This is a genomic window from Nocardioides sp. S5 (assembly GCF_017310035.1).
GTDB lineage: Bacteria > Actinomycetota > Actinomycetes > Propionibacteriales > Nocardioidaceae > Nocardioides.
Genome location: NZ_CP022296.1, coordinates 1,707,463 through 1,729,910, shown reverse-complemented (window position 1 = coordinate 1,729,910; position 22,448 = coordinate 1,707,463). Strand labels below are relative to the sequence as shown.

Genomic DNA, 22,448 nt, shown 5'->3' with positions numbered 1-22,448 from the left:
CAACGGTCCCATCACGAGTCGGAGGACGTCATGACCACCCGCTGGAGCACCAACATCACGCCCGCCGAACGAGCGGCTCGCATTGTCATCGGCGGCCTCGGCGCCGTGACCGGAATCGTCCTGCTCACGGGAGCCACCTCAGCCTTGGCCGTGGTTCTCGAGCTCCTGCTCGTGGTGGCCGGCCTCGACCTCGTCGTCACCGGAGCGCTCGGGCACTGTCCCCTCTACGCCCGGCTCGGCCACGTGCCGACCTCACTGAGGGAGAAGACGTCATGACTGGCCCGGCGACCGGCCCCGACCGCCCGTTGTGGAACCCGCCCCCAGGTGGGACACCGGAGTCCGAGCACACCACCGCGAGCCCCCACAGCGGCCATGACGCACATGGCGGCCACCGGTTGATGATGATGATCTGCTGCATCCCGATGGTGGCGATCGTGGTCGTCTTGCTTGCCACCGGAGCAGCGGGCTCCGGCGTGCTGCTGTGGGCGCTGGGCTGCGTGGCCATGATGGCCGCGATGATGTTCATGATGCCCGGCGGCCACGACCAAAAGTAAGCACTCAACCGCGGGCCCGGTCTCGGCGGATGGCCCGTTCGAGGAAGTGATCCCAATGCAAGGTCCGTCCCACACCGAGGAAACGGCGCCGGTCACCAGAGGGGTCCTGGAGACCGGGCCGACCAATGACCCGCGACCCGGACCGTCCTCAGCAGCGCCCCGGATTTCCCCTGTGGTCGCGGCCGACCAGGACACGAGTCGCGACGCGGCAGTCCTCGCCGCAGGCGGGATCGAGAAGTCCTACCGACGCAACCTGTGGTCACCGCGAAGCCGGGTGCGGGTGCTTTCCGGGGCCGAGCTCACCCTCGAGCAAGGCGAGGTCGTCGGCCTGGTCGGCGAGAACGGGTCCGGGAAGTCGACGCTGATGAGGATCCTGGTCGGCGACCTGCGGGCCGATGCCGGCACAGTCACCAGGAGCGGCCAGGTCGGCTACTGCCCGCAGGAGCCACTGGTCTACCCACGGCTGACCTGCGACGAGCACTTCGAGCTGTTCGGCCGCGCCTACAGCATGCCCCCGGAGCAGGAGCGGACGAGTCGGGCGGCGATCTACGACTCGCTCGGCTTCGAGCGCTTCGCGGCAACCCGGGCGGACCAGCTCTCCGGCGGCACCCTGGCCAAACTGAACCTAGGCCTGGCGCTGCTCCCCGACCCGGCGCTGCTACTGCTCGACGAGCCGTACGCCGGGTTCGACTGGGACACCTACCTGAAGTTCTGGAACCTGGTCGACGAGCGTCGCGCCGCCGGCCGGACGGTACTGATCGTCAGCCACTTCGTCGTGGACGAGGCGCGGTTCGACCGCATCGTGGAGATCCGCGGGGGCAGGACGTGGGCACGATGACCACCACCGCGATGCTGGTTCGTCGCTTCCTGGCCGACTACACCAGGAACGGTCCGAACCTGGTCCTGCTCGCCGTCATACCCGTGGTCTTCGTCGTGGTCGCTGCCCCGGCATTGGCCGACGCCGCCCGGCTGCTGGGTGGCACCGGTGGCGGTCCCGCTCTCGAGACCGTCACCGCAGGATGGGCGGCCGCCTTCCTGACCGGGGTCGCGATGTACTTCCAGATCTCCTCCGCGCGCACCACCGACCGTCGACTCACATTGGTCGGGCTGTCGCGCGTCCGACTCGCGGGTGCCCGGCTGACGGCCGGCGCTGTGCTGGCCCTGATGGCCACCCTAGTGTCGGTGCTCGCCCTCACCTTCCGAGGCCAGCTCGATGCCCCGTGGCGGGTGGCCGCCGGCACAGCCATGTTCGCCGTGGTCTACCTCGGCCTCGGAGCCGTCGTGGGCGCCCTGGTCCCGAACCCCGTCAACGGCACCGTGATCTTGATGTTCATCTGGATCCTCGACGTCTTCTTCGGTCCCACGCTCAGCGGCTCCGAGTCCCCCGTGCTGCGGCTGTTCCCCACCCACTTCATCTCGCTATGGACCGTGGCCCTGCCCTCCGGGCACGGCGGACCCGGAGAGCTCGCCCTGTCGCTCGGCTGGGTGGTCACCTCGGTAGCGCTCGCCCTGTTCGTCATCACCCGCACCACGACCACCGGGCACGCCCGCCGCGCCCGCCGCACGGGCTCACTCGGCCAGCTGCTCACGGGCCTGCGCATGGGATGGCGCGACTGGAGGCGCACCCCGGTGCTGTGGCTCCTGCTCGCGCTCGTCCCGGCGGTCTTCATCCTGCTGTCCGACGCGATCACTCCACACGGGCACACGCCTGTCGTTCTCCGCGAGGCCGGTGCCGAGGTCACGACCATGGTGGACCCCGCAGAGATCCACGCCGGCACCATGGCACCGGTGGCCGTCGCCTCGCTCGCGGCCCTCGTCGGCATCTTCGTCGTCCTCGACGCCCGAGCCGCTGACCGTCGCCTCACCCTCGCGGGACAACGCCCAACAGTGCTGCTGACCACCCGGCTGACCATGGTGCTCGCCGCCGCCGCCGTGGCGACCGCGGTCTCGCTCGCGGTCACCGCCACCGTGTTCGACGCCAGCAACTGGGGCGTCTACATCGGCGGCAACGCGCTCCTCGCCGTCACCTACGCCCTGATCGGCGTCCTCATCGGCCCGATCTTCGGCCGGGTCAGCGGCACCTTCATGGCCTTCGGGGCCTGACCCCGGTTCTTGGACACGCTGAATCCAGCATCTGGTGCTGGGGAAGCGAGATGATCCGAGAATCATGGCCAGGAAGAACTACTCCGAGGAGTTCCGTCGTCAGGCCGTCGACTTGTACGAGTCCACCCCGGGCGCCACGGTCCGCGGCATCGCCGATGACCTCGGCATCGTGCGCGGCACGCTGCGGCACTGGCTCGAGGCCTACGGGACCGGCAAGAAGACCGCCGCTGACGGGACGCTGACCTCCAGCCCACTGCAGTCCAAGAGCTCGTCCAGGAGCCCGTCGGCGGCGCCCGAGGAGACACCGGAACAGAAGATCGCCCGGCTTCAGGCCCGGGTGAACGAGCTCGAGGTCGAGACAACCAAGCTCACCACCGAGCGCGAGATCCTCCAACGGGCGGCCAAATATTTCGCCGGGGAGACGCGCTGGTGAGTCGCTTCCAGTTCGTCGCCGACAACTCCACCACCTTCGAGGTGAAGCGACTGTGCGAGCTCGTCGAGATCGAGCGCTCGTCCTACTACGCCTGGCTCAAGGCGGCCCCAGCACGCGAGGAGCGCACCCGAGCCGATGCCGAGCTCGCGGAACGGATCAGAGCGGTGCATGCCGAGGACAGCACCCAGGGTGCGCCACGGATCACCGCTGAGCTCAACGACGGCGCACCTGCCGGCGACCGCGTGAACCACAAGCGCGTCGCCCGGGTGATGCGCCTTGAGGGCATCCGTGGCTATGTGAAGAAGCGTCGAGTGCGGACCACGATCCCCGAGCCATCGGGGCAGAAGTACCCCGACCTGCTCAACCGGGACTTCACCGCCGAAGCCCCGAACGAACGCTACGTCGGGGACATCACCTACCTGCCGTTGGCCGACGGGACGAACCTGTACCTGGCGACCGTCATCGACTGCTACTCACGTCGCCTCGCCGGCTGGGCCGTCGCCGACCACATGCGCACCGAGCTCGTCGAGGACGCCTTGAAGGCTGCTGCCGGAACCCGCGGCACCCTCAAGGGCGCGATCTTCCACAGCGACCACGGGTCGGTCTACTGCTCGAAGGACTACGCCAAGCTCTGCAAGAGGCTCGGCGTCACCCAGTCGATGGGTGCGGTCGGCTCCTCGGCCGACAACGCGTTGGCGGAGTCGTTCAACGCCACGATGAAGCGCGAGGTCCTCCAAGACGCCGCCTGCTGGAGCGACGAGGCGACGTGTCGCCGGCAGGTCTTCAAGTGGCTCGTGCGCTACAACACCCGCCGACGCCATTCCTGGTGCCGCTACCTGTCCCCGTCCACCTACGAGTCCAACTACGCCGCTACGCTGCAACCCGCTGCGTAATCACACCCTGTGTCCAAGATCCGGGGGCAGGGCCCTTCCTCATCCCGTTCCTCGACCTGGCCATCGGGCAGAGCCCCATGCTGCGCGGCGAACCCGCGCCATGGGCGACCTGGCTTCCCGGGTATGGCGGAACCAGGGTCATGATCGACGGCGCACTGACCCGCGGCTTCGATGAATCCGCTTCCCTGGCAATCGAACTAGGGTGGATCGCACTTCTCCTTCTGGCGTCAACCGTGCTCCTACGCGGCATCGCCGGCTCCGCTGTCCTCAAACGACCGAGCAAGGCGCACACTGCGCACGCATGAAAGATCGAGGAGATACGCAATGTTCAATCAGATGATCCGGCTTGCTGCCATCGGCACTGGCCTGGCGGCTGCAGTACTGACGCTGGGTGCGGCGACACCAGCCACGGCGGCGGGCGACTTCGGCGAGCACGTCAGCACCTGCGCCCAAACCATGGGTTTCAGTGCCGACCACAACCCCGGAATGCACCAGGGACGCCACGGTTGGGACCACACCCACACCTGCTGAGCCGACACGGACCACAACACCTCACAAGAATCAGTTCGGCTGAGCGGTGACCCTCGTCCGTGGTCTCGTTCCCCGCAACTGAACCCGGCTGCGCGTGCGTCCCGACTCCCGGAGACGCCTCACGCAGCATCGCCACACCGCGCGCTTCCGCCGCTGGCGCACCGACCGCGACCCGGCCTCGTGCACCTACGAACAGCTGGAGACGCCCGTCGACTTCAAGCTCACCGACATCCTCGGCCGCTAGCGACGCGCGTCTCCGAATCGGCAGCCAGTGCTTACGGCTTTCGACTTTGGCCCAGTGCCTCCTCGAAATCTTCAACTGAGTCGATACCTGGCCAGCCGCCAGTCTCAGCGCCCCACACGTTCACCAGCTTGTCGCCGACGGGAAGGTGCAGGCTTTGCGGCGCCAACTCGTACGCCGCCCCGTCTGGCGTGTCGCCAGCGAAGTCGATTCCTTCACGAAGGTACCCGAAGACGACGATCTGTGTGCCCTCAGGCAGTGCTTGCTGATAAGGCTCAATGGGGGCGTTTCGAGCGCGGTAGACCAGCACCCGAATGGGTTCGGAACTTGGCTGACCTGACTTCCATACCTTGGTCGGAACCAGCTCCACGATGGCGGTTCCCTCGACACCCACTTCGTTGTTCATCAAGGCAGGCTGCACCGACTGGACCCGGCCGACCAGGACCGCATCGGCATCACGCTTGGCGTCGGAGGGAGTGGCAAAGGGCACGTACTCGAACGAGATGCCGGCTCGGAGTTGCTGCACCAGGTCTCTTTGCGCCTCTGCTCGAGGGATCTTCGGCGCCGTCGCCTTGTCTGAGCCGCCGTCGGCGCAGGACGACAACGTGATGGTCGCGGCGGCTACTGCAGCGGCCACCGCTCGCACTTTGCTAGAACCAGACATTGATGTGATCCCCCTTGTGATGGGAGCCGTAGCGCCGGTACTTGGGATCGGTCGGCGGAGTTGGTCCCGTTGAGATGGTGCAGTCATCCCCGCCGTGGGTAAGCCCGACCGCATGACCAAGCTCATGACAGGCGGTCTGCGTTTCGTCGATCTCGTCGTTCTCACCGACTCGGATCTCTGGGCCGTCCAAGTTGATGTAGTACTGGTCGCATTGACCTTGAACGACGCCGTTCTCCCAGGACTGGCAAGGCGTCGACCCCGTGGTCTGCCCCGCCAGATCGACGTTTCGCCACACCCCGTCGGTCTCCTGATAGCCGTCCCAATTGCAGGAGCTCACGAAGGTAACGTCCGCGTCTGTGTCGTCCCTGAGTGCGTTGTACTCGGCCTCTCGGACGTTGTACTGCAGGTCCGCGCCGACGGTGGTGGAGAAGCAGAATGTGTGCGGGTTCTCGTCGGGGTGGGCGCCCGTGTCGCCGTCTTGGTATCCCCACTCGTCAGCGTAACTCGGCGCTGAGCCAAGATGAGCAGTTAGCATGACGAGTACAACTGTGACCGCTCTTAGGACTCGTCTTGCGATCTGAGCTCGGGTCGTCTCGCTGCCCGCTGTCACGCACTCTCCCATGGCGTCCCCCTCGCCTCACGAGGAGGAGCTCGGCACTCCATCTCAGTGGCGCAAGTTTGGAGGACGACGGGTACGCGGTCAAGAACTTCTTGTGCTGCACCACGATCATCTGGGAATGGCCGCCAAACGTTCAGTGAAGGTAGCCATCCCACTTGGGCTCGTAGACGGTGCCGCCGGGCAGAGCCGAGCCGGCCGGCAGCGTGGCTGCAGGCTTGGCCAGCATGGGCTCCCAGCGGGTTGGCACTCACTCAGCGTACGAACCCGCTCCGGCGGTGCTGGCCGAACACCTGTTCTACTCTAGAAGGCATGGCGGGGGGTTACGGACGCGGGGCGGGCATCGCCTTGTGCGATCTGTCCACCACAGCTCGCTCGAGGGATCCCACGCCGGGGGTTTCTGGCCTGTTTCTGGACAGTTTTGGCACCAGATTCAAATCTCAGAGGGCCCCCGCCTGGGCGTTTGCCCAGGTCAGAGGCCCTCTTCCTGCTCCCCCGGTTGGACTCGAACCAACAACCCTCCGGTTAACAGCCGAATGCTCTGCCAGTTGAGCTACAGGGGATCGCTTGTGCAGCGGGGCCAAACACTAGCAAGGCCCCTGCGCGGTGGGGAAATCAGGGCAGGCCGACGTCTCGCCGGGCGAGCTCGAGGGCCTCGCGGGCGGCCGCACGGACGGCAGGGTCGTCGGGGTCGACGCCCTCGTCGTACTCGTAGATCCACTGCACCCCGCCAGCCCCCGACGGCGCCCGGCGCGCGATCACGCGCAGGTTCTGCCGGCGCCCGAGGCTCACGTGGCGCTGCAGGACCACGCTGGCGGTGACCCGCTCGTGCACGAGCTCGAGGAGGCGGCCGGGCTGCTCGAGGACGGCGGCGTGGACCGGGCGCTCCTCGCCCCAGCTGCCGACCTCGGAGAGCCGGAAGGTCTCGGTGTCGCGGTCCCAGCCGGCGGCCTCGACCTGCTCCCACGGCACGCGTCGGGTGTCGCCGTCCACGACGACGTAGAACGCGTCGCGGGTGCCGGCCATGACGGTGCCGTCGGCCGTGGAGGCCGAGGCCAGCACCTTCTCCCCCGGTGCGACCGCGACCGACGGCGAGGGCGTACGCCCCCAGCGCGGCCTCACGAGGAGGCTCCGGCCTGGCCGACGGCACCCTCGCGCAGCTTGCGGCGGTGCTGCTCGAGCATCACGAGCTCGCCGAACATGCGGTTGTAGTCGAGGGCCTGGTCGACGGGGTTGGTGCGCTGGAGGCGCGCCTTGACGTCGGCGATGCGGCGGGACGTGGTGAGCTCCTGGAGTCGGTAGACGTAGGCCACGGCGAACGTCGGGTTGGGGTCGGAGGTGCCGCGCACGGGCTCGACGCCGAGCTCGGTGATCGCGGCGCTGACGGCGGGCTCGGTCGCGGCCCCGCGCACCTTGTTGGACCAGCCCGGGTCGTCGGCGCCGGCCGCCGGTCCCCCGGCGGCCGTGACGGCCTCCCACACGCCCTGGAAGGTCGGGTGGGTGAAGTCGGACGCGGTGACGTGGGTGGTCGTGCGACCGACCCCGGACGGGTGCTGGATCACGAGCTTGAGCAGCTCGCGCTCGATGAGGAACCGCGGGTCGGACAGGCTCGGCAGCGTGGGCCGGGGCGGCTGCGGGGCCTCCGCCGGCTCCGTGGCGCGCGAGGGTCGCCGCTCCTCGGTGCGCGCGGGCCGGCTCGCTGCACGGCGTACCTCCGTGCGGACCTCGTCGACGTCGACGCCGACCATGTGGGCGAGCTCGCGGGAGAAGGCCTCGACCTTCGTCTTGTCGCGGATGCTCGCCACCAGGCCGGCCGCGTCGCGCAGCGCGTCGACGCGACCGTCGGCGCGGTCGAGGTCATGGCGGTTGAGGATGTTGTCGAGGGCGAAGCGGTAGAGGGGCTGCCGCTTGGCCACCAGCTCACGGACGGCCTCGTCGCCCTCCCGGAGCCGCAGGTCGCACGGGTCCATGCCCTCGGGGGCGACGGCGACGTAGGTCTGGGAGGCGAAGACCTGGTCGCTCTCCAGCACCTTCATCGCCGCCTTCTGGCCGGCCGAGTCACCGTCGAAGGTGAAGATGACCTCTCCGCTGGTCTCGTTGTGGTCGCCGAGGAACCGGCGCAGCACCCGGGCGTGGTCGGTGCCGAACGCGGTGCCGCACGACGCCACCGCAGTGCGTACGCCGGCGAGGTGGCAGGCCATCACGTCGGTGTAGCCCTCGACGACGACGGCCTGCTGGGCGTCCTTCATGGCCGAGCGGGCGAGGTCGATGCCGTAGAGGACCTGGCTCTTCTTGTAGATCGCCGTCTCGGAGGTGTTGAGGTACTTCGCCTCGATGCGGTCGTCGTCGAAGATCCGGCGCGCGCCGAAGCCGATCGTGTCGCCGTTGGCCTCGCGGATCGGCCAGACCAGCCGTCCGCGGAAGCGGTCGTAGTGGGAGCGACCGTGCGCGACGAGGCCCGCCGCGACGGACTCCTCGTCGGTGAAGCGGCGCCCCCGCAGGTGGCGGGTGAGTGCCTCGCCGTCGCGGGGCGCGAAGCCGACGCCGAACATCTCCGCGGCGGCCTGGTCGAAGCCGCGCTGGTGGAGGAACTGCCGGGCGACGACCGCGTCGGCGGACGCGAGCTGCTCGGCGTAGAACTCCTGGGCGACCTTGTGCGCCTCGATGAGCCGCCCGCGGGCGGGGCCGCGCGGGCGCGCCGGCTCGTCGTCGCCGTCCTCGCGTCGCAGCTGGACCCCGACCTTCTCGGCAAGGCGCTCGACGGTCTCGGTGAAGGTGAGGCCGTCGACCTTCATGAGGAAGGCGATGACGTCGCCGCCCTCGCCGCAGCCGAAGCAGTGGAAGAACTGGCGGGCCGGGTTGACGTTGAACGACGGCGTCTTCTCGTCGTGGAAGGGGCACAGGCCCTTGAGCGATCCCCCGCCGGCGCGCTTGAGCGTGACGTACTGGGACACCACGTCGTCGATCCGCGCCTTCTCGCGCACCTCGGCGATGTCGTCGTCGCGAATCCGGCCTGCCACGCCGGGGAGTCTACGGGCGGGCGCCCACCACCGACGCCGAGTCTCCACATGGGCCCGGACGCAGCCTTCCTCGCGGACCGCCACCCCTTCGGGCGTACGCGGGGTTGGTCACCGAGACGAGGACTGCCATGGTCGGGTCATGACTCAACAGCACGGAGCGCCGGAGAGTCAGACCCTCGGTGCCCTCGTCCACCAGCTGTCCCAGCAGATCCCCGACCTGGTCCGCTCGGAGATCCGTCTCGCGCAGGCCGAGGTCGCGCAGAAGGGGAAACGGGCCGGCGTCGGGATCGGCATGTTCAGCGTGGCCGGGCTGCTGGCCTTCCTCGGCCTCGGCACGCTGGTCGCGACGGCCGTCCTGGGCCTGGCCAACGTCGTCGACGCGTGGCTCGCAGCCCTGATCGTCGCACTGGTGCTGCTCGCCGGAGCGGCCGTGGCCGGACTCGCGGGGAAGAACAAGGTCTCCGAGGCCACGCCCGCAGCGCCTGAGAAGGCGATCCGGGGCATCAAGGACGACATCGCGACCGTCAAGGGAGACCACCATGGCTGACACCCGCACACCCGAGCAGATCGAGGCCGAGATCGAGCTCCAGCGCGCGCAGCTCGCCGGCACCGTCGACGAGCTCGCCGCCAAGCTGGACGTGAAGTCCCGGGCCCGGCAGAAGGTCGCGGACCTCCGGGACTCCACCACCACCGCCTCCGGCAGCCCGCGCCCCGAGGTGCTCGGCGCCGCGGGCTCGCTCGTGGCGATGGCCGTCGTGCTGCTGCTCTGGCGCCGTCGCCGCACTCACTGACCACTCGTTCCAGGGAAGGAAGAACCACCATGAAGAAGCTCATGCTGCTCATCGCCGGAGGTGTCGGCTACGTGCTCGGCGCCCGCGCCGGACGGGAGAGGTACGACCAGATCAAGCGGACCGCGACCCGGGTCAAGGACGACCCGCGGGTCCAGGAGAAGGCCACGCAGGCGGCCGACCTCGCCAAGGAGAAGGCGCCCGGCGTCAAGGACGCGGTCGTCTCCGCAGCCGGTACGGCGGCCGGTGCCGCGTCCGGTGCTGCCAGCGCGGCCGCCGACAAGGTGACGCCGTCGGGCAACGGCGGACACCGCTCGGACCTCGAGGACCAGCTGCACCCCGAGAGCACCGCGCGCCAGGACAACCCCTACCCGCAGGGCGACCTGCCGTAAGGGCCGTGGGTGGCGTCAGCCGCCCAGCCCGGCGTGACGCGCGATCGCGCTCGCGTCGGTGAGCGAGGCAACCTGGTCGATGACGACGCGGCGACGTGCCGCGTCGTCATCGGCCTGCTGCCAGTCGTCGACGAAGACCGGGTCGAGCGCGTCGACCCCGCGCTCCCACATCCCCTCGACGAGCTCGGCCACCAGCTCACGCTGGCGCTGCATCAGGCTCACCCGGTCGTCGGCCTGCATCACGTAGTGGGCGGCGATGCCCTTGAGCACCCCGATCTCGGCCTCCGTGCGGGACGGGACGACCAGGTCGGCGCGGTGGCGCACCGGCGGCGCTCCGTCCGAGGCGGCCAGCGTGGCCTCCTGCACGCTGCCGCAGAAGCGGCCGACGAGGTCGCTGGTGAGGTTCTTGATCGCGGCCAGGCTGCGCCGGCTGCCGTCGTACGGCGCCTCCGGCCAGCTCGCCACGGACCGCAGGTCGGCGAGGGCCGCGTCGAGCGCGTCGTCGTCGAGGCCGGGGAGGTACCACGACCGCACGGTCTCCCAGAGGGCGTCACGGTCGAGCCTGGTGAGGTCGAGACGGCCCGCGACGATCCCGTCCTCCACGTCGTGCACGGAGTAGGCGACGTCGTCGGCGAGGTCCATGACCTGGGCCTCGAGGCAGCGCCGGCGACCCTCGACCCCGGTGCGCAGCCAGTCGAAGACGGGGCGGTCGTCGTGGTAGACGCCGAACTTCACCACCACCCGCGGCGTGCCGTCGGCATGCACCCCGTGCGGGCCCGTGGCGGCGTCGCGGGACCAGGGATACTTCGTGCAGGCGTCGAGCGTGGCCCGGGTGAGGTTGAGGCCCACTGAGCGCCCCTCGGCGTCGAAGGTCTTCGACTCCAGCCGGGTCAGCAGGCGCAGCGTCTGGGCATTGCCCTCGAAGCCGCCGCACTCCGCGCTCAGCTCGGCCAGCACCCGCTCACCGTTGTGGCCGAACGGCGGATGGCCCATGTCGTGGGCCAGCGCGGCGGTCTCCGTGAGGTCCGGGTGGGTGCCGAGGGCGCGGGCGAGGTCGCGGGCGACCTGGGCGACCTCGAGGCTGTGGGTGAGCCGGTTGCGGACGAAGTCGTCGGTCTGCGGGCCGACCACCTGCGTCTTGGCCGCCAGCCGGCGCGACGCCGCCGCGTGGACCACGCGCGCCCGGTCGCGCTCGAACGCGAGCCGCACGGGCGCGTCCACCCTCTTGGGGGGCTCGGCGACGATGCGCTCGCGCGCCGCGTCGTCGTACAGGTCCTCGATGCTCATCGGCCGCCCAGCCTAGCGAGCGCCACCGACGCACCCGCGGCCGGTCGCGGGCGTAGGCTGGCACCGACCCACCTGCCGAGCCGGGCTCGTCGAGTCCGCGAGGGCAGGACGGAAGGGTGGGCGTCATGACGACGTCACCGACAACCGCGGTGCCTGCGGCCGCTCCCGGCGAGAACGGACCGCTCCGACTCGTCCTCGCGAGCAGGTTGCCGTCGCGAGGTCCGGTCGACGGAGCCTGGTGGCCGCGCTCGCGCGACCTCCAGGCCGAGGCGTGCGACCTGGTGGACCACTTTCCCCAGCTGGTCGGGCAGATCGAGAGGCTGCACTTCTCGCGCCCGGACTGGGACGCGGTCGACGGCGCGCCGAGCCAGCACCGGGTCCGGGCAGCGCGCGGACCGGTCAAGACGTCTTCGTCGGCGTACGACGACACCCATCTGGTGGTGGTGAAGATGTCGTCGGGCAACCGGCTGCGGCTGCTGGTGCTGCCGAGCCACACCGACGCCGACCTGGCCGCTCGCGCCATGGCGCAGGCAGTGGATCCCACGAACGCGCAGGCACCGCGGACGCTGCTCGGCCTCGGCTGAGGCCGTGCGCCGTCCGCGGTGCGGTGCGGGTGCGGTGCGGTGCGGTCAGTAGACCGTGACGTGCACGTGGTCGTAGTGGTTGGCGGTGGTCGACCCGCGGTCGGACATGCCGCGCCAGCCCTCACCGCTGCGCTCGACCGACCACATCTGCTGGGAGTAGATGATGTACTCGATGCCGAGGGCTGCGTAGTTGGCCCGCAGGAACTCGGCGATGTCCCAGCCGGTCTGGCCGCTGACCATGATGTCGATGGCCCGACCCTGGCCGTGCTCGCCGTCGCTGCGCCACGTGCCGTAGCTGGTGATCGCCGGCCAGTTGGCGCAGACCGCGTCATGGATCTCGTAGAGGGAGGCGCGACCGGCGTCGATCGACGAGCCGTTCGCGCAGGCGCCGCCGAGGCTCGGACCGGCGGGCTCCTTCGGCTCCGGCTCCGGCTTCGGCTTCTCCTGGGCGAGGTAGGCCGCGGTGACCCAGCGCGACTGGCCGTCGACGACGACCTGGGCGCGGCCCATCTGGCGCCGGCCGGTGACCGAGACCTTCGTGAGCGCGTCGACGACGCCGAACTTCTTCGCCTTCTCGCCCGGGCCGTCCCAGAGGTTGAGGGTCTCGATGGTCCAGAGCGTGTTGTCGACCTTCTTGGCCAGGCGGCGGGCCTGGCGGTCGACGCTGATGTCCTTGCGGGCGGCCGCCTCGGCCTTGGCCGCAGTGCGGATCTGCGACCGGGAGACGATCTCGTCTCGGCCACGGGGAGCCGCACCGCCGGAGCTGGCGCCGACGCCGATGTCGGACGCCGAGGCGGAGCCGGCGCTCGAGATCGACTGCGACGTGCTGGACGAGGCCAGCAGGTTGGTGTCGGACCTCTCCGGCTCGGCTGCGAGCACGCCCATGGTCACGGCGGACATGGTCGCCACGACGGCGAGCGGTGCCGACACCAGGACGGAGCGTGGGAGGCGGGACGGACGGGTGTTGCTAGCAGGGGTTTCCCGCTTGTGGCGATGCTGAGCCACAGCGCTGATCCTTTGCGATTGCTGACGGGGGACTGCGCCGAACCACGAGGTGAAACCGGGGAAGACCTCGTGCCCACGTCGACGCGATCACCGAGTGAAGCACAGGATTTGGTGGCTGTCCCAATCTCCCACAGCAAAATTCGGGGTGTTCCGGCTCACGAGACACCGATCACGTGGCACGACGAGCACCACGCCGCGGCGCGGGTCACCCCCCGGTGGTCTCGTTCGCGTCCTCGCGCAGGTGCGCACCGCGGCCGTCGGTGTCGTCGAGCCAGCCCTCGGGGAGCACCACCTTCTTGCGCGGCGCTCCCTGCCGTCCGCGCGGCGTGCCGAGCTCCCGCTCCGGGAAGGGCGCGTCGCCGTCGAGGCCGTCCAGCAGCTCGTCGAGGGCGGCCAGCGAGTCGATCAGGGCGAGCTGGTGACGCATCTCGCCCCCGGCCGGGAACCCCTTGAGGTACCACGTGACGTGCTTGCGGAACTCCTTGCAGCCACGCTCCTCCCCCATGTGCTCGGAGAGCAGCTCGGCGTGCCGGCGCATCATCGTGCGCACCTCGCCGAGGGTGGGCAGCGTCGCGACGTCCTCGCCGTGGAAGGCAGCGGCCAGGTCGCGGAACAGCCACGGCCGGCCCAGGCAGCCGCGGCCGACGACCACACCTGCGGCACCGGTCTGCTCGACCATGCGGAGGGCGTCGGTGGCCTCCCAGATGTCGCCGTTGCCGAGGACGGGGATGTCCACGTGGTCGACCAGGCGCGCGATGGCGTCCCAGTCGGCCTCGCCGGAGTAGGCCTGCTGGACGGTGCGGCCGTGCAGGGCGATGGCGGCGACGCCGGTCTCCTGCGCGATGCGGCCCGCGTCGAGGTAGGTCAGGTGGTCGTCGTCGAGGCCCTTGCGGGTCTTCATCGTCACCGGGACGTCGTACGGCGCTGCGGCGGCGACCGCGGCGGTGAGGATCTCCCCGAGCAGGCCGCGCTTCCACGGCAGCGCTCCCCCGCCGCCCTTGCGGGTCACCTTGGGAACCGGGCAGCCGAAGTTGAGGTCGACGTGGGCCACACCGTGGTCGGCGCAGAGGATCTCGACGGCCTTGCCGATGTAGACCGGGTCGGTGCCGTAGAGCTGGACCGAGCGCACCGTCTCGAGCTCGTCGAAGACGAGCATCTTCTGCGTGGTCTCGTCGCCCTCGACCAGCCCGCGGCTGGTGATCATCTCGCTGACGTAGAGACCGGCCCCCTGCTCGGCGCAGAGGCGGCGGTAGGCGGCGTTGGTGATGCCGGCCATCGGGGCCAGCACGACCGGGGTCTCGACGCGCAGCGGACCCAGCGTCAAGGAGGTGGGCACGGCGCTCATGCCTCCATTGTCGAACCGCGCACGGCGCGACCCCAAATCAGCCGCCGCGCCCTTGCTCGTCCCTCACCTTCTTCCCGGCGTCCTTCTTCCGTGCGCCGGGCCGTGCCTGCTCCTCGACGTCACCGGTCCACACGATCGGGTCGTAGCCCTCTGTGGGCTCGAAGACGACGTCGCGGATGCGGCCACGGTCAGGAACCAGGTAGACCAGGCACATCTCCTCCTCGGCCCCGGCGGCGAAGGGCGTGGGGAGCGGGCCGCTCTGACAGGCGGTGAAGTCGCCGCCGAGGGTCCACGGGGCGCCGAGGGTGCCACCATCGTCACGGAGGTAGAGCGGGACCGCCTGGCCCCCGAGGTCGGACTCTCCCGTGTTGGCCAGCCGGACGCGTAGGAAGTAGGCGCGCGAGGCGGCCATGGTGTCGTCGCGCAGCCAGCCGTCGAAGACCGACGCCCGCGGCCCGACCACGGACTCCACGCTCAGCTCGAGCTCGCCGGTCAGGTCGGCAGTCGGCTGCCACACGAGCGTCGCGGGCTCACCGAAGTCCAGCTGCGTGCCGGGGTCGGTGCCCGCCTCCGCCGCGGTGGAGACAGGTGCGGCTGAGGGATCGGGGGTCGCCGGGCTCGTCGGTGAGCATGCCGACGCCGACAGCACGGCAGCCGTCGCCAGGAGGATCATGCGTCGCATGGCGCCATCGTCACACGGCTAGGAGACGATTCCCTCCCACGTCGGCACGCCGAGCTCGTCCAGCATCGACACCCCGCGCACCCGTTGGCGGCGGGGGCCGGGGAAGACCACGCAGATGTCGATCGGCTCTCCTGCCCGGAGGGTGACGCCGTCGCCCGTCCCGGGGCACGGGGGGAACGGTCGCTGCGTCTCCAGCCGGTAGTGGTGCACGTTCCGCTCGCGCGAGCCCTCGGCGAGCGTGAGGAACGGCGTCGCCTCGATGACACCGAGCCCCTCGAACGTCAGCGTGGCATCGACGTAGTAGGCGTGCGGAGGCACGCCCGACCCCCGAGCGCGGACCCGCGCGAGCGCAGCGACGTCCGCGCGCCGGATCGCGTTGACGGTGATCGCGACGGGCGCCGACGCGTCCTCCCCGATGTACATCTCGACGACGTGGGTGGCGCCGAAGGACAGCGTCCTGGGCGGCGCAGCTGCGGCGGCCCCGGGCACGAACCCGGCGTCGAGGTCGTCGACGCCGAGCAGGGGCGTGCTGCCGTTGCCGTCGGGTCGGTCGCTGCGCTCGGCGTCCGTGCACGCCCCGAGCAGGCCAGCCACGAGCACCAGCGCACCGAGACGCTGGACGAGGAGAGGGCGCACACCGCGGATCATGCCCTCCCGGGCATGTCCCGCGCGGGCGTTCGGCGTACGGCGTGGCCTGCGGTCAGCAGCCGACGAACTTCTCGGCGAACCAACGCGTGATGCCCTCGAGGCTGACCCGCTCCTGCGCCATGGTGTCGCGCTCGCGGATCGTGACAGCGTTGTCGTCCAGGGTCTCGAAGTCGACCGTGACGCAGTAGGGCGTGCCGATCTCGTCCTGGCGGCGGTAGCGACGACCGATGGCACCGGAGTCGTCGAAGTCGACGTTCCAGTTCTCGCGCAGCTCGGCGGCGAGCGCCTTGGCCTTGGGCGAGAGATCGGCGTTGCGGCTCAGCGGCAGGACGGCGACCTTGACCGGCGCCAGGCGCGGGTCGAGCTTGAGCACGACGCGCTTGTCGACGCCGCCCTTGGTGTTGGGCGCCTCGTCCTCGGTGTAGGCGTCGATGAGGAACGCCATCAGCGAGCGGGTGAGGCCGGCGGCGGGCTCGATGACGTAGGGCAGGTAGCGGTCGTCGGCGGCCTGGTCGTAGTAGGACAGGTCCTTGCCGGAGAACTCGCTGTGCTGCTTGAGGTCGAAGTCGGTGCGGTTCGCGATGCCCTCGAGCTCCTCGAAGTCACGGCCGGAGAACCCGAAGCGGTACTCGATGTCGGTCGTGCCCTTGGAGTAGTGCGACAGCTTCTCGGTCGGGTGCTCGTAGTGGCGCAGGTTGTCGGGGTTGATGCCGAGCTCGACGTACCAGCGGGTGCGCTCCTCGATCCAGTAGCGGAACCACTCGTCGTCCTCGCCGGGCTTGACGAAGAACTCCATCTCCATCTGCTCGAACTCGCGGGTGCGGAAGATGAAGTTGCCGGGGGTGATCTCGTTGCGGAAGCTCTTGCCCATCTGGGCGATGCCGAAGGGCGGCTTCTGACGGCTGCTCGTGACGACGTTGGCGAAGTTGAGGAAGATGCCCTGCGCGGTCTCCGGGCGCAGGTAGTGCAGGCCCGACTCGTCCTCGATGACGCCGAGGTAGGTCTTGAGCATCATGTTGAAGTTGCGCGGCTCGGTCCACGCGTTGCGGGTGCCGCAGTTGGGGCACGCGACCGACTCGTTGACGTCGACGTCGTCGGGGTTGTCGATGCCCTTCTTGGCCGCGTGGTCCTCCTGGAGGTGGTCCTCGCGGAAGCGCTTGTGGCACGACTGGCACTCGACGAGCGGGTCGCTGAAGGTGCTCAGGTGGCCGGAGGCCTCCCAGGTGCGCGTCGGGAGGATGACGCTGGAGTCGAGGCCCACGACGTCGTCGCGACGGGTGACCATGAACTTCCACCACTGACGCTTGATGTTCTCCTTGAGCTCCACGCCCAGCGGGCCGTAGTCCCACGCGGACCTCGTGCCGCCGTAGATCTCACCGCACGGGTAGACGAAACCCCTTCGCTTGGCGAGGGAGACGACGTTGTCCAGGGCGGTGGGGGCGGGCTTGGCCACGGTGGTGTTCCTTCGGGTCGCGCCGGCTGGCTGCCGGCTCGTGCGGGCGAGGACTCACCCTATCGACCGCGGCTGCGCGTCATTGAGGTCGGTCCCCTCCTCGACGACCTCGTAGGCACTGGGCTCGTCGAGGGCGTGGACCATCAGCGGCTGGACGTGCATCTTCCCCTCGAAGGAGCCGAGGGCACGGCGGTAGGAGCCGACGTTCTCCCACCGCGTGGTGAGCACCCACAGGCTCGGGTCGTCGACGTTGCGACCGACCTCTCCCCCGACGTAGCCGGGCTTGGCCGCGAGGATCCCGAGGGCGTGCAACAGGCCGCGGCGCAGCTCGTCCTCGGCGGATGGGTCGGGGCGGGGCGTACGGAGGCGGGTGACGACGAGCACCGGGTCAGCGTACGACCCCACTCAGTTTGACAATGGTTCTCAACATCACTGAGAATCGTTCTCATGTCGACCCGCTCCCGCTCCCTCGCCCTCACCAGCGCGCTGACCGCCACCGTCCTCCTTGCCGGGTGCGGTCAGTCAGGCGCCGCCGACTCCGACAGTGGTCGTCGGGCCGTCGCGGCGTTCTACCCGCTGGCCTGGGTGACGGAGCGGGTGGCGGGCGACGACTGGGAGGTCACCAACCTGACCCAGCCCGGCGGCGAGCCCCACGACCTCGAGCTCGGCATCTCCCAGACGGCAGACCTCGACGAGGCCGACGTGGTCGTCTTCCAGCACGACTTCCAGCCCGCGGTCGACGAGGCGGTCGAGAACGTCTCGGACGCCGTGCTCGTCGACGCCGAGGAGGCTGTGGAGCTCCGCTCGATCGAGGAGCAGCACGAAGGCCACGAGGACGAGCACGCCGACGAGGAGCAGTCCGACGACGAGCACGCCGAGGACGACGGCCACGACCACGGCGACACCGACCCGCACTTCTGGCAGGACCCGCTCCTGATGGCCGACATGGCCGACGCCGTCGCGGAGGGCCTCGCCGAGGTCGACGCCGACGGCGCGGCGACCTACCGGGCGAACGCCGAGGAGCTGCGCGCCGAGCTCGAGGACCTGGACGCCGAGCTCACCGAGGGTCTCGCAGGCTGCGAGCGTGACACGGTCGTGGTCAGCCACGAGGCGTTCGGCTACCTCGAGCGCTACGGCGTGCACTTCGAGGGGATCGCCGGCCTCACCCCCGACGCCGAGCCCACCCCCGCCGTGCTGGCCGAGCTGGAGGAGCTCATCGCCAGCGAGGGCATCACCACCGTGTTCTCCGAGCGGCTCGCCTCCCTCGCCATGGCCGAGAGCCTGGCCTCCGACACGGGCGTCGAGACCGCCGTCCTCGACCCGATCGAGGGACCGGGCGATGGTGACGGCGCCACCGACTACGTTGCTCTCATGCAGCAGAACCTCGCGGCGCTCCAGCAGGCCAACGGATGCTGAACCCCGCCGGCACCGCGGTCGTCGAGGCCCGTGACGTCACGGTCGCCCTCGGCGGCCGTCCGGTGCTGCGCGGCAACGACCTGGTGGTCCGGCACGGGGAGTTCGTGGCCCTGATGGGCGCCAACGGGTCGGGCAAGAGCACCCTGGTGCGCGCCCTCACCGGGCTCCGGCCGCTCACCCAGGGCTCTGTCCTTCTCTTCGGCACGCCGTTGCACGACTTCAAGGAGCGTCACCGCATCGGCTTCGTCCCGCAGCGCGGCACTGCCGCGGGCGGCGTGCCGTCCAGCGTGCGCGAGGTGGTGGCCTCCGGCCGGCTCACCCGTCGCCCGCTGCTGCGCCCGGCAGGGAAGGCCGACCGGGCGGCCATCGACGACGCCCTGGAGGTCGTGGGCCTCACCGGCATGGCCGGTGAGGGCGTCTCGACGCTCTCCGGCGGCCAGCAGCAGCGTGTCCTCATCGCGCGGGCGCTGGCGGGCGAGCCCGAGCTGTTCTTCCTCGACGAGCCGACGGCCGGTGTGGACCTGCCCAACCAGCTCGCGCTCGCCGGTGCCCTGAGGACGCTGTCCGAGCGGGGCGCCACCATCATCCTCGTCGCCCACGAGCTCGGTCCGCTGGAACCGCTCGTGGACCGCGCGGTGGTGATGCGCGACGGCCGGATCGCCTACGACGGCCAGCCGCTCGCCCACGAGGACGTCCACGGCCACCACCACCCGATCGCCCGCTCGCACGACCACGTGCCGCACGTCGGCTCCCCGTTCGACACGATGTCGCTCGACCCGAGGGAGGATCGCCGGTGAGCCCCGCCGAGCTCCTCGACCTGCTGGGTCGCGACTTCATGCAGCGCGCGCTCCTCGCCGCCCTGCTCACCGGCCTGGCGGCACCCGCGATCGGCACCTTCATCGTGCAGCGCCGCCTCGCCCTGCTGGGCGACGGCATCGGCCACGTCGCGGTGACCGGCGTCGCGCTGGGGCTCCTCACCGGAGCGTCCCCCACGTGGACCGCGGTCGTCGTCGCCGTCCTCGGCGCCGTGCTCATCGAGGTCATCAGGGAGAAGGGCCACACCAACGGCGACGTCGCGCTGGCCCTGCTGTTCTACGGCGGGCTGGCGGGCGGCGTCCTCATCAGCGGACTCGCCGGTGACGGAGCCGCCGGACTGCAGGTCTACCTCTTCGGGTCCGTGACGAGCATCAGTCCGACCGAGGTCTGGTACACCGCCGTCCTGGCGCTGGTGGTCCTGACCTTCACGCTCGGCCTCCTCCCCCAGCTCTTCGCGGTCGCCTCGGACCCCGAGTTCGCGAAGGTCGCCGGCCTCCGGGTCCGCGCCTACAACCTGCTCGTCGCCGTCCTCGCCGCCGTCAGCGTCACTGTCGCCATGCGCACCGTGGGCCTGCTGCTGGTCTCGGCCCTGATGGTCGTGCCGGTCGCCACCTCACAGCAGCTCGCGCGCTCCTTCCGCTCCACGCTGCTGTGGGCCATGGTCCTCGGTGGCGTCGCCGCGGTCGGCGGGTTGGTCGTCGCGGCCTGGCTCTCCGCCCGGGCCACCGTGGCCCCGGGCCCGTCGATCGTCCTCCTCGCGCTGGCGATGTTCGCCGCGACCTGGCCGGTCGGCGTCTGGGTACGTCGTCGCCGCCGCCTCACCGAGCCGTTCCCGGCGCTGGGCACTGGGACGCCCGGCCCGCACGAGGTGGACGAGCACCCGCACCAGCACGGGGACGACTGCGGCCACCCGGCGGTGCGGCACGAGGACCACGTCGACTACGTCCATGACGGCCACCGGCACGCCCCGCACGGAGAGCACTATGACGAGCACTGACCGCCACGGCAGCACCCGGACACAGCAGCGACGTCCCACCCGTCAGCGTCGCGCGGTCGCGGCGGCCCTGGCCGGCTTCGACGACTTCCGCAGTGCGCAGGAGATCCACGACCTGATCTCGCGCCAGGGCGACTCCGTCGGCCTGGCCACCGTCTACCGCACCCTGTCGTCGCTCGCCGAGGCCGGCGAGGTCGACATGCTGCGCAACGAGGACGGCGAGGCCATCTGGCGCAGCTGCTCCGACACGCACCACCACCACCTCGTGTGCCGGACGTGCGGCGCCACGGTCGAGGTGGAGGGCCCGGCCGTCGAGCGCTGGACCAACGCCATCGCCGCCGAGCACGGCTACGCCGACCTCAGCCACACGCTGGAGATCTTCGGGACCTGCCCGACCTGCCGCTGAGGCCGGCGGTGCCAGGTCAGGCGTTGGGGAGCGCGCCGCCGTAGCGACGATCGCGCCGGGCGTACGTCTCCACCGCGGCCCAGAGGTGGCGGCGGTCGACGTCGGGCCAGAGCACGTCGGTGAAGACCATCTCGCTGTAGGCCGCCTGCCACAGCATGAAGTTGGAGAGCCGCTGCTCCCCCGACGTGCGCCAGACGAGGTCGGCGTCGGGGAGCTCGGGGACGTAGAGGTGTCGGGCGAAGGTGCGCTCGTCGACCTTGTCGGGGTTGATCCGGCCGGCCGCGACCTCGCGCCCGATGGCGCGCGCGGCGTCGGCGAGCTCGGCACGACCGCCGTAGTTGACGCACATGGTCAGGGTCAGGACGTCGTTGTCCTTCGTCATCTCCTCGGCGACCTGGAGCTCCTTGATCACCGACCTCCACAGCCGGGGGGCCCGCCCGGCCCAGCGCACGCGTACGCCCAGCTCGTGCATCTCGTCGCGGCGACGCCGTATCACGTCACGGTTGAAGCCCATCAGGAAGCGGACCTCGTCGGGCGAGCGCGACCAGTTCTCGGTGGAGAAGGCGTAGGCCGAGATCGCCTTGACGCCGATCTCGATCGCGCCCTCGACGACGTCGAACAGCGACGACTCGCCCTCCTCGTGCCCCCTCGTGCGGGGCAGCCCCCGGTCCTTCGCCCAGCGTCCGTTGCCGTCCATGACGATGGCGACGTGCTCCGGGACGAGGTCACGCGGGATCGACGGCGGCGTCGCGCCGCTGGGGTGCGGGGTGGGCTGGCGGACGGGGCGCTTCACGGGGCAGAGCCTAGTCAGCGCTCGACGTACGCCATCGACCGCAGGCCGCGCTCGAGGTGCCAGGCGAGGTAGGCCGAGACGAGGTTGCTGGCCTCGCGGAGGTGGCGGGGGTCGGCGGCGTGGACCACCGGCCAGTCACCCACGAGCAGTGCGCCCAGGACCAGCACCGTCTCCGCGGCGGGCGTGGCGGAGCCGGGCAGCTTGTCGGAGGTGCAGAGCACGCCGCCGGCCGAGGGGTTGAAGAAGCGGTGCGGGCCCTCGACGCCGCACTGGACGCAGTGGTCGAAGGACGGCGCGTAGCCGGCGACCGACAACGAGCGCAGGAGGTAGGAGTCGAGGACCTGCTTGGCCCCGTGCTGACCGGTCGCCATCACCCGCAGCCCGCCGACGAGGAGGAGGAACTGCTGGACTGCCGGCTCTCCCTCCTCGGTGACGAGACGGTCGGCGGTCTCGAGCATCACCGTGCCCGCGGTGTAGCGGTCGTAGTCCATGCCGAGCCGGGCGTTGAACGGGTCGAGCGTCTCGGCCTGGGTGATCACGTCGAGGCTGCGCCCCTCGGCCAGCTGCAGGTCGACGTGGGCGAACGGCTCGAGGCGCGAGCCCCAGCGCGACGTCGTACGCCGCACTCCCTTGGCGACCGCGCGCACCTTGCCGCGCTGTCGCGTCAGCAGGGTGATGATGCGGTCGGCCTCGCCCAGCTTGTGGGTGCGGAGCACGACCGCCTCGTCGCGGTAGAGGGGCACGGCTACATCCTCCCCCACGCACCCCGCCGGAGACGGTTGGC

28 protein-coding genes and 1 tRNA gene are annotated in these 22,448 nt (G+C 70.4%); 15 read left to right on the top strand and 14 right to left on the bottom strand.

The features are described 5' to 3' along the window. The first annotated feature begins 30 nt into the window (after positions 1 to 30). The 7 genes from CFI00_RS08670 to CFI00_RS08640 all read left to right on the top strand — a co-directional run bounded on the left by CFI00_RS08670 (position 31) and on the right by CFI00_RS08640 (position 4,758). Positions 31 to 276, top strand: a complete 246-nt coding sequence (locus CFI00_RS08670; protein ID WP_207084785.1) for a DUF2892 domain-containing protein — start codon at positions 31 to 33, stop codon at positions 274 to 276. Then, entirely contained in the window at positions 273 to 554 is a 282-nt protein-coding gene (locus CFI00_RS08665) for a hypothetical protein (protein ID WP_207084784.1), read from the top strand. Before CFI00_RS08670 ends, CFI00_RS08665 begins: the two co-directional genes overlap by 4 nt. Positions 555 to 726: 172 nt before the next feature. Next, complete coding sequence (locus CFI00_RS08660; RefSeq protein WP_242532744.1) at positions 727 to 1,392, top strand: ABC transporter ATP-binding protein; 666 nt, start codon at positions 727 to 729, stop codon at positions 1,390 to 1,392. Then, complete coding sequence (locus CFI00_RS08655; protein ID WP_207084782.1) at positions 1,389 to 2,657, top strand: ABC transporter permease; 1,269 nt, start codon at positions 1,389 to 1,391, stop codon at positions 2,655 to 2,657. Before CFI00_RS08660 ends, CFI00_RS08655 begins: the two co-directional genes overlap by 4 nt. A gap of 64 nt (positions 2,658 to 2,721) precedes the next feature. Further along, a protein-coding gene (locus CFI00_RS08650; protein WP_207084781.1) for an IS3 family transposase occupies positions 2,722 to 3,983 on the top strand; the annotation gives its coding sequence in 2 pieces (ribosomal slippage) (positions 2,722 to 3,070 and positions 3,070 to 3,983; 1,263 coding nt in all). 324 nt (positions 3,984 to 4,307) lie between these two features. After that, entirely contained in the window at positions 4,308 to 4,514 is a 207-nt protein-coding gene (locus CFI00_RS08645) for a hypothetical protein (RefSeq protein WP_207084780.1), read from the top strand. A gap of 94 nt (positions 4,515 to 4,608) precedes the next feature. Next, positions 4,609 to 4,758 (top strand): hypothetical protein, encoded by a 150-nt coding sequence (locus tag CFI00_RS08640; protein ID WP_207084779.1) that lies wholly within the window; start codon positions 4,609 to 4,611, stop codon positions 4,756 to 4,758. Positions 4,759 to 4,789: 31 nt separating this feature from the next. Here CFI00_RS08640 and CFI00_RS08635 read toward each other — a convergent pair whose 3' ends face one another. The 5 genes from CFI00_RS08635 to dnaG all read right to left on the bottom strand — a co-directional run bounded on the left by CFI00_RS08635 (position 4,790) and on the right by dnaG (position 9,055). After that, positions 4,790 to 5,392, bottom strand: coding sequence for a hypothetical protein (locus tag CFI00_RS08635; protein WP_207084778.1), 603 nt, complete (start codon positions 5,390 to 5,392; stop codon positions 4,790 to 4,792). Positions 5,393 to 5,405: 13 nt separating this feature from the next. Next, positions 5,406 to 6,041, bottom strand: a complete 636-nt coding sequence (locus CFI00_RS08630; RefSeq protein ID WP_207084777.1) for a hypothetical protein — start codon at positions 6,039 to 6,041, stop codon at positions 5,406 to 5,408. Between the two features lie 484 nt (positions 6,042 to 6,525). Continuing rightward, positions 6,526 to 6,598 (bottom strand) — tRNA-Asn (locus CFI00_RS08625). A gap of 52 nt (positions 6,599 to 6,650) precedes the next feature. Further along, entirely contained in the window at positions 6,651 to 7,157 is a 507-nt protein-coding gene (locus CFI00_RS08620; protein ID WP_207084776.1) for a hypothetical protein, read from the bottom strand. Further along, positions 7,154 to 9,055, bottom strand: coding sequence for a DNA primase (dnaG, locus tag CFI00_RS08615; protein ID WP_207084775.1), 1,902 nt, complete (start codon positions 9,053 to 9,055; stop codon positions 7,154 to 7,156). The genes CFI00_RS08620 and dnaG overlap by 4 nt, the downstream gene beginning before the upstream one ends. 139 nt (positions 9,056 to 9,194) lie before the next feature. Between dnaG and CFI00_RS08610 the strand changes: the two genes are divergently transcribed. The 3 genes from CFI00_RS08610 to CFI00_RS08600 are packed head-to-tail and all read left to right on the top strand — an operon-like array spanning position 9,195 to position 10,235. Next, positions 9,195 to 9,602, top strand: a complete 408-nt coding sequence (locus CFI00_RS08610; protein WP_207084774.1) for a phage holin family protein — start codon at positions 9,195 to 9,197, stop codon at positions 9,600 to 9,602. Continuing rightward, on the top strand, positions 9,595 to 9,846 hold the full coding sequence (locus CFI00_RS08605) for a DUF3618 domain-containing protein (RefSeq protein WP_207084773.1): 252 nt from the start codon (positions 9,595 to 9,597) through the stop codon (positions 9,844 to 9,846). The genes CFI00_RS08610 and CFI00_RS08605 overlap by 8 nt, the downstream gene beginning before the upstream one ends. 29 nt (positions 9,847 to 9,875) lie before the next feature. Further along, complete coding sequence (locus tag CFI00_RS08600) at positions 9,876 to 10,235, top strand: hypothetical protein (protein ID WP_207084772.1); 360 nt, start codon at positions 9,876 to 9,878, stop codon at positions 10,233 to 10,235. 15 nt (positions 10,236 to 10,250) lie between these two features. Here the strand turns inward: CFI00_RS08600 and CFI00_RS08595 are convergent, their stop codons facing one another. Continuing rightward, complete coding sequence (locus CFI00_RS08595; protein WP_207084771.1) at positions 10,251 to 11,522, bottom strand: deoxyguanosinetriphosphate triphosphohydrolase; 1,272 nt, start codon at positions 11,520 to 11,522, stop codon at positions 10,251 to 10,253. A gap of 125 nt (positions 11,523 to 11,647) precedes the next feature. Between CFI00_RS08595 and CFI00_RS08590 the strand changes: the two genes are divergently transcribed. Next, the gene (locus CFI00_RS08590) at positions 11,648 to 12,106 is read left to right on the top strand and encodes a DUF5994 family protein (RefSeq protein ID WP_207084770.1); all 459 of its coding nucleotides are present in this window, start codon (positions 11,648 to 11,650) and stop codon (positions 12,104 to 12,106) included. 45 nt (positions 12,107 to 12,151) lie between these two features. Here the strand turns inward: CFI00_RS08590 and CFI00_RS08585 are convergent, their stop codons facing one another. The 6 genes from CFI00_RS08585 to CFI00_RS08560 all read right to left on the bottom strand — a co-directional run bounded on the left by CFI00_RS08585 (position 12,152) and on the right by CFI00_RS08560 (position 17,623). Beyond that, the gene (locus CFI00_RS08585; protein WP_207084769.1) at positions 12,152 to 13,036 is read right to left on the bottom strand and encodes a hypothetical protein; all 885 of its coding nucleotides are present in this window, start codon (positions 13,034 to 13,036) and stop codon (positions 12,152 to 12,154) included. 280 nt (positions 13,037 to 13,316) lie between these two features. Further along, positions 13,317 to 14,456, bottom strand: coding sequence for a tRNA dihydrouridine synthase DusB (gene dusB / locus CFI00_RS08580; protein ID WP_207084768.1), 1,140 nt, complete (start codon positions 14,454 to 14,456; stop codon positions 13,317 to 13,319). Positions 14,457 to 14,493: 37 nt separating this feature from the next. Next, a complete protein-coding gene (locus CFI00_RS08575; protein WP_207084767.1) occupies positions 14,494 to 15,138 on the bottom strand; it encodes a hypothetical protein in 645 nt (214 codons plus the stop codon). 18 nt (positions 15,139 to 15,156) lie between these two features. Next, positions 15,157 to 15,774: a hypothetical protein gene (locus tag CFI00_RS08570; protein WP_207084766.1), complete on the bottom strand. Its 618-nt coding sequence runs from the start codon at positions 15,772 to 15,774 to the stop codon at positions 15,157 to 15,159. A gap of 64 nt (positions 15,775 to 15,838) precedes the next feature. Next, positions 15,839 to 17,239 carry a glycine--tRNA ligase gene (locus tag CFI00_RS08565; protein WP_207084765.1) on the bottom strand — a complete coding sequence of 467 codons (1,401 nt, stop codon included), beginning with the start codon at positions 17,237 to 17,239 and terminating at the stop codon, positions 15,839 to 15,841. A gap of 54 nt (positions 17,240 to 17,293) precedes the next feature. After that, positions 17,294 to 17,623 (bottom strand): antibiotic biosynthesis monooxygenase family protein, encoded by a 330-nt coding sequence (locus tag CFI00_RS08560; RefSeq protein ID WP_207084764.1) that lies wholly within the window; start codon positions 17,621 to 17,623, stop codon positions 17,294 to 17,296. Positions 17,624 to 17,686: 63 nt separating this feature from the next. On the opposite strand from CFI00_RS08560, the gene CFI00_RS08555 reads away from it, so the two are divergent. Genes CFI00_RS08555 through CFI00_RS08540 form a run of 4 tightly spaced genes read left to right on the top strand, consistent with a single transcriptional unit; the run spans position 17,687 to position 20,871 of the window. After that, positions 17,687 to 18,655, top strand: a complete 969-nt coding sequence (locus CFI00_RS08555; protein ID WP_207084763.1) for a metal ABC transporter substrate-binding protein — start codon at positions 17,687 to 17,689, stop codon at positions 18,653 to 18,655. Continuing rightward, positions 18,649 to 19,452, top strand: coding sequence for an ABC transporter ATP-binding protein (locus tag CFI00_RS08550; protein WP_207084762.1), 804 nt, complete (start codon positions 18,649 to 18,651; stop codon positions 19,450 to 19,452). The genes CFI00_RS08555 and CFI00_RS08550 overlap by 7 nt, the downstream gene beginning before the upstream one ends. Next, positions 19,449 to 20,468, top strand: a complete 1,020-nt coding sequence (locus CFI00_RS08545; RefSeq protein ID WP_347401894.1) for a metal ABC transporter permease — start codon at positions 19,449 to 19,451, stop codon at positions 20,466 to 20,468. The genes CFI00_RS08550 and CFI00_RS08545 overlap by 4 nt, the downstream gene beginning before the upstream one ends. Continuing rightward, the gene (locus CFI00_RS08540) at positions 20,455 to 20,871 is read left to right on the top strand and encodes a transcriptional repressor (protein WP_207084761.1); all 417 of its coding nucleotides are present in this window, start codon (positions 20,455 to 20,457) and stop codon (positions 20,869 to 20,871) included. Before CFI00_RS08545 ends, CFI00_RS08540 begins: the two co-directional genes overlap by 14 nt. A gap of 16 nt (positions 20,872 to 20,887) precedes the next feature. Here CFI00_RS08540 and CFI00_RS08535 read toward each other — a convergent pair whose 3' ends face one another. After that, positions 20,888 to 21,682 carry an isoprenyl transferase gene (locus CFI00_RS08535; RefSeq protein WP_207085428.1) on the bottom strand — a complete coding sequence of 265 codons (795 nt, stop codon included), beginning with the start codon at positions 21,680 to 21,682 and terminating at the stop codon, positions 20,888 to 20,890. Beyond that, the gene (recO, locus tag CFI00_RS08530) at positions 21,679 to 22,407 is read right to left on the bottom strand and encodes a DNA repair protein RecO (RefSeq protein WP_207084760.1); all 729 of its coding nucleotides are present in this window, start codon (positions 22,405 to 22,407) and stop codon (positions 21,679 to 21,681) included. Before recO ends, CFI00_RS08535 begins: the two co-directional genes overlap by 4 nt. Between the last annotated feature and the right edge of the window lie 41 nt (positions 22,408 to 22,448).

What these genes read in the sequence shown, in the direction of transcription:
- CFI00_RS08670 (WP_207084785.1), top strand. Translation starts at nt 31, where the DNA reads ATGACCACCCGCTGGAGCACCAACATCACGCCCGCCGAACGAGCGGCT.
- CFI00_RS08665 (WP_207084784.1), top strand. Translation starts at nt 273, where the DNA reads ATGACTGGCCCGGCGACCGGCCCCGACCGCCCGTTGTGGAACCCGCCC.
- CFI00_RS08655 (WP_207084782.1), top strand. Translation starts at nt 1,389, where the DNA reads ATGACCACCACCGCGATGCTGGTTCGTCGCTTCCTGGCCGACTACACC.
- CFI00_RS08645 (WP_207084780.1), top strand. Translation starts at nt 4,308, where the DNA reads ATGTTCAATCAGATGATCCGGCTTGCTGCCATCGGCACTGGCCTGGCG.
- CFI00_RS08630 (WP_207084777.1), bottom strand. Translation starts at nt 6,041, where the DNA reads ATGGGAGAGTGCGTGACAGCGGGCAGCGAGACGACCCGAGCTCAGATC.
- CFI00_RS08610 (WP_207084774.1), top strand. Translation starts at nt 9,195, where the DNA reads ATGACTCAACAGCACGGAGCGCCGGAGAGTCAGACCCTCGGTGCCCTC.
- CFI00_RS08605 (WP_207084773.1), top strand. Translation starts at nt 9,595, where the DNA reads ATGGCTGACACCCGCACACCCGAGCAGATCGAGGCCGAGATCGAGCTC.
- CFI00_RS08600 (WP_207084772.1), top strand. Translation starts at nt 9,876, where the DNA reads ATGAAGAAGCTCATGCTGCTCATCGCCGGAGGTGTCGGCTACGTGCTC.
- CFI00_RS08595 (WP_207084771.1), bottom strand. Translation starts at nt 11,522, where the DNA reads ATGAGCATCGAGGACCTGTACGACGACGCGGCGCGCGAGCGCATCGTC.
- CFI00_RS08590 (WP_207084770.1), top strand. Translation starts at nt 11,648, where the DNA reads ATGACGACGTCACCGACAACCGCGGTGCCTGCGGCCGCTCCCGGCGAG.
- dusB (WP_207084768.1), bottom strand. Translation starts at nt 14,456, where the DNA reads ATGAGCGCCGTGCCCACCTCCTTGACGCTGGGTCCGCTGCGCGTCGAG.
- CFI00_RS08575 (WP_207084767.1), bottom strand. Translation starts at nt 15,138, where the DNA reads ATGCGACGCATGATCCTCCTGGCGACGGCTGCCGTGCTGTCGGCGTCG.
- CFI00_RS08555 (WP_207084763.1), top strand. Translation starts at nt 17,687, where the DNA reads ATGTCGACCCGCTCCCGCTCCCTCGCCCTCACCAGCGCGCTGACCGCC.
- CFI00_RS08550 (WP_207084762.1), top strand. Translation starts at nt 18,649, where the DNA reads ATGCTGAACCCCGCCGGCACCGCGGTCGTCGAGGCCCGTGACGTCACG.
- CFI00_RS08540 (WP_207084761.1), top strand. Translation starts at nt 20,455, where the DNA reads ATGACGAGCACTGACCGCCACGGCAGCACCCGGACACAGCAGCGACGT.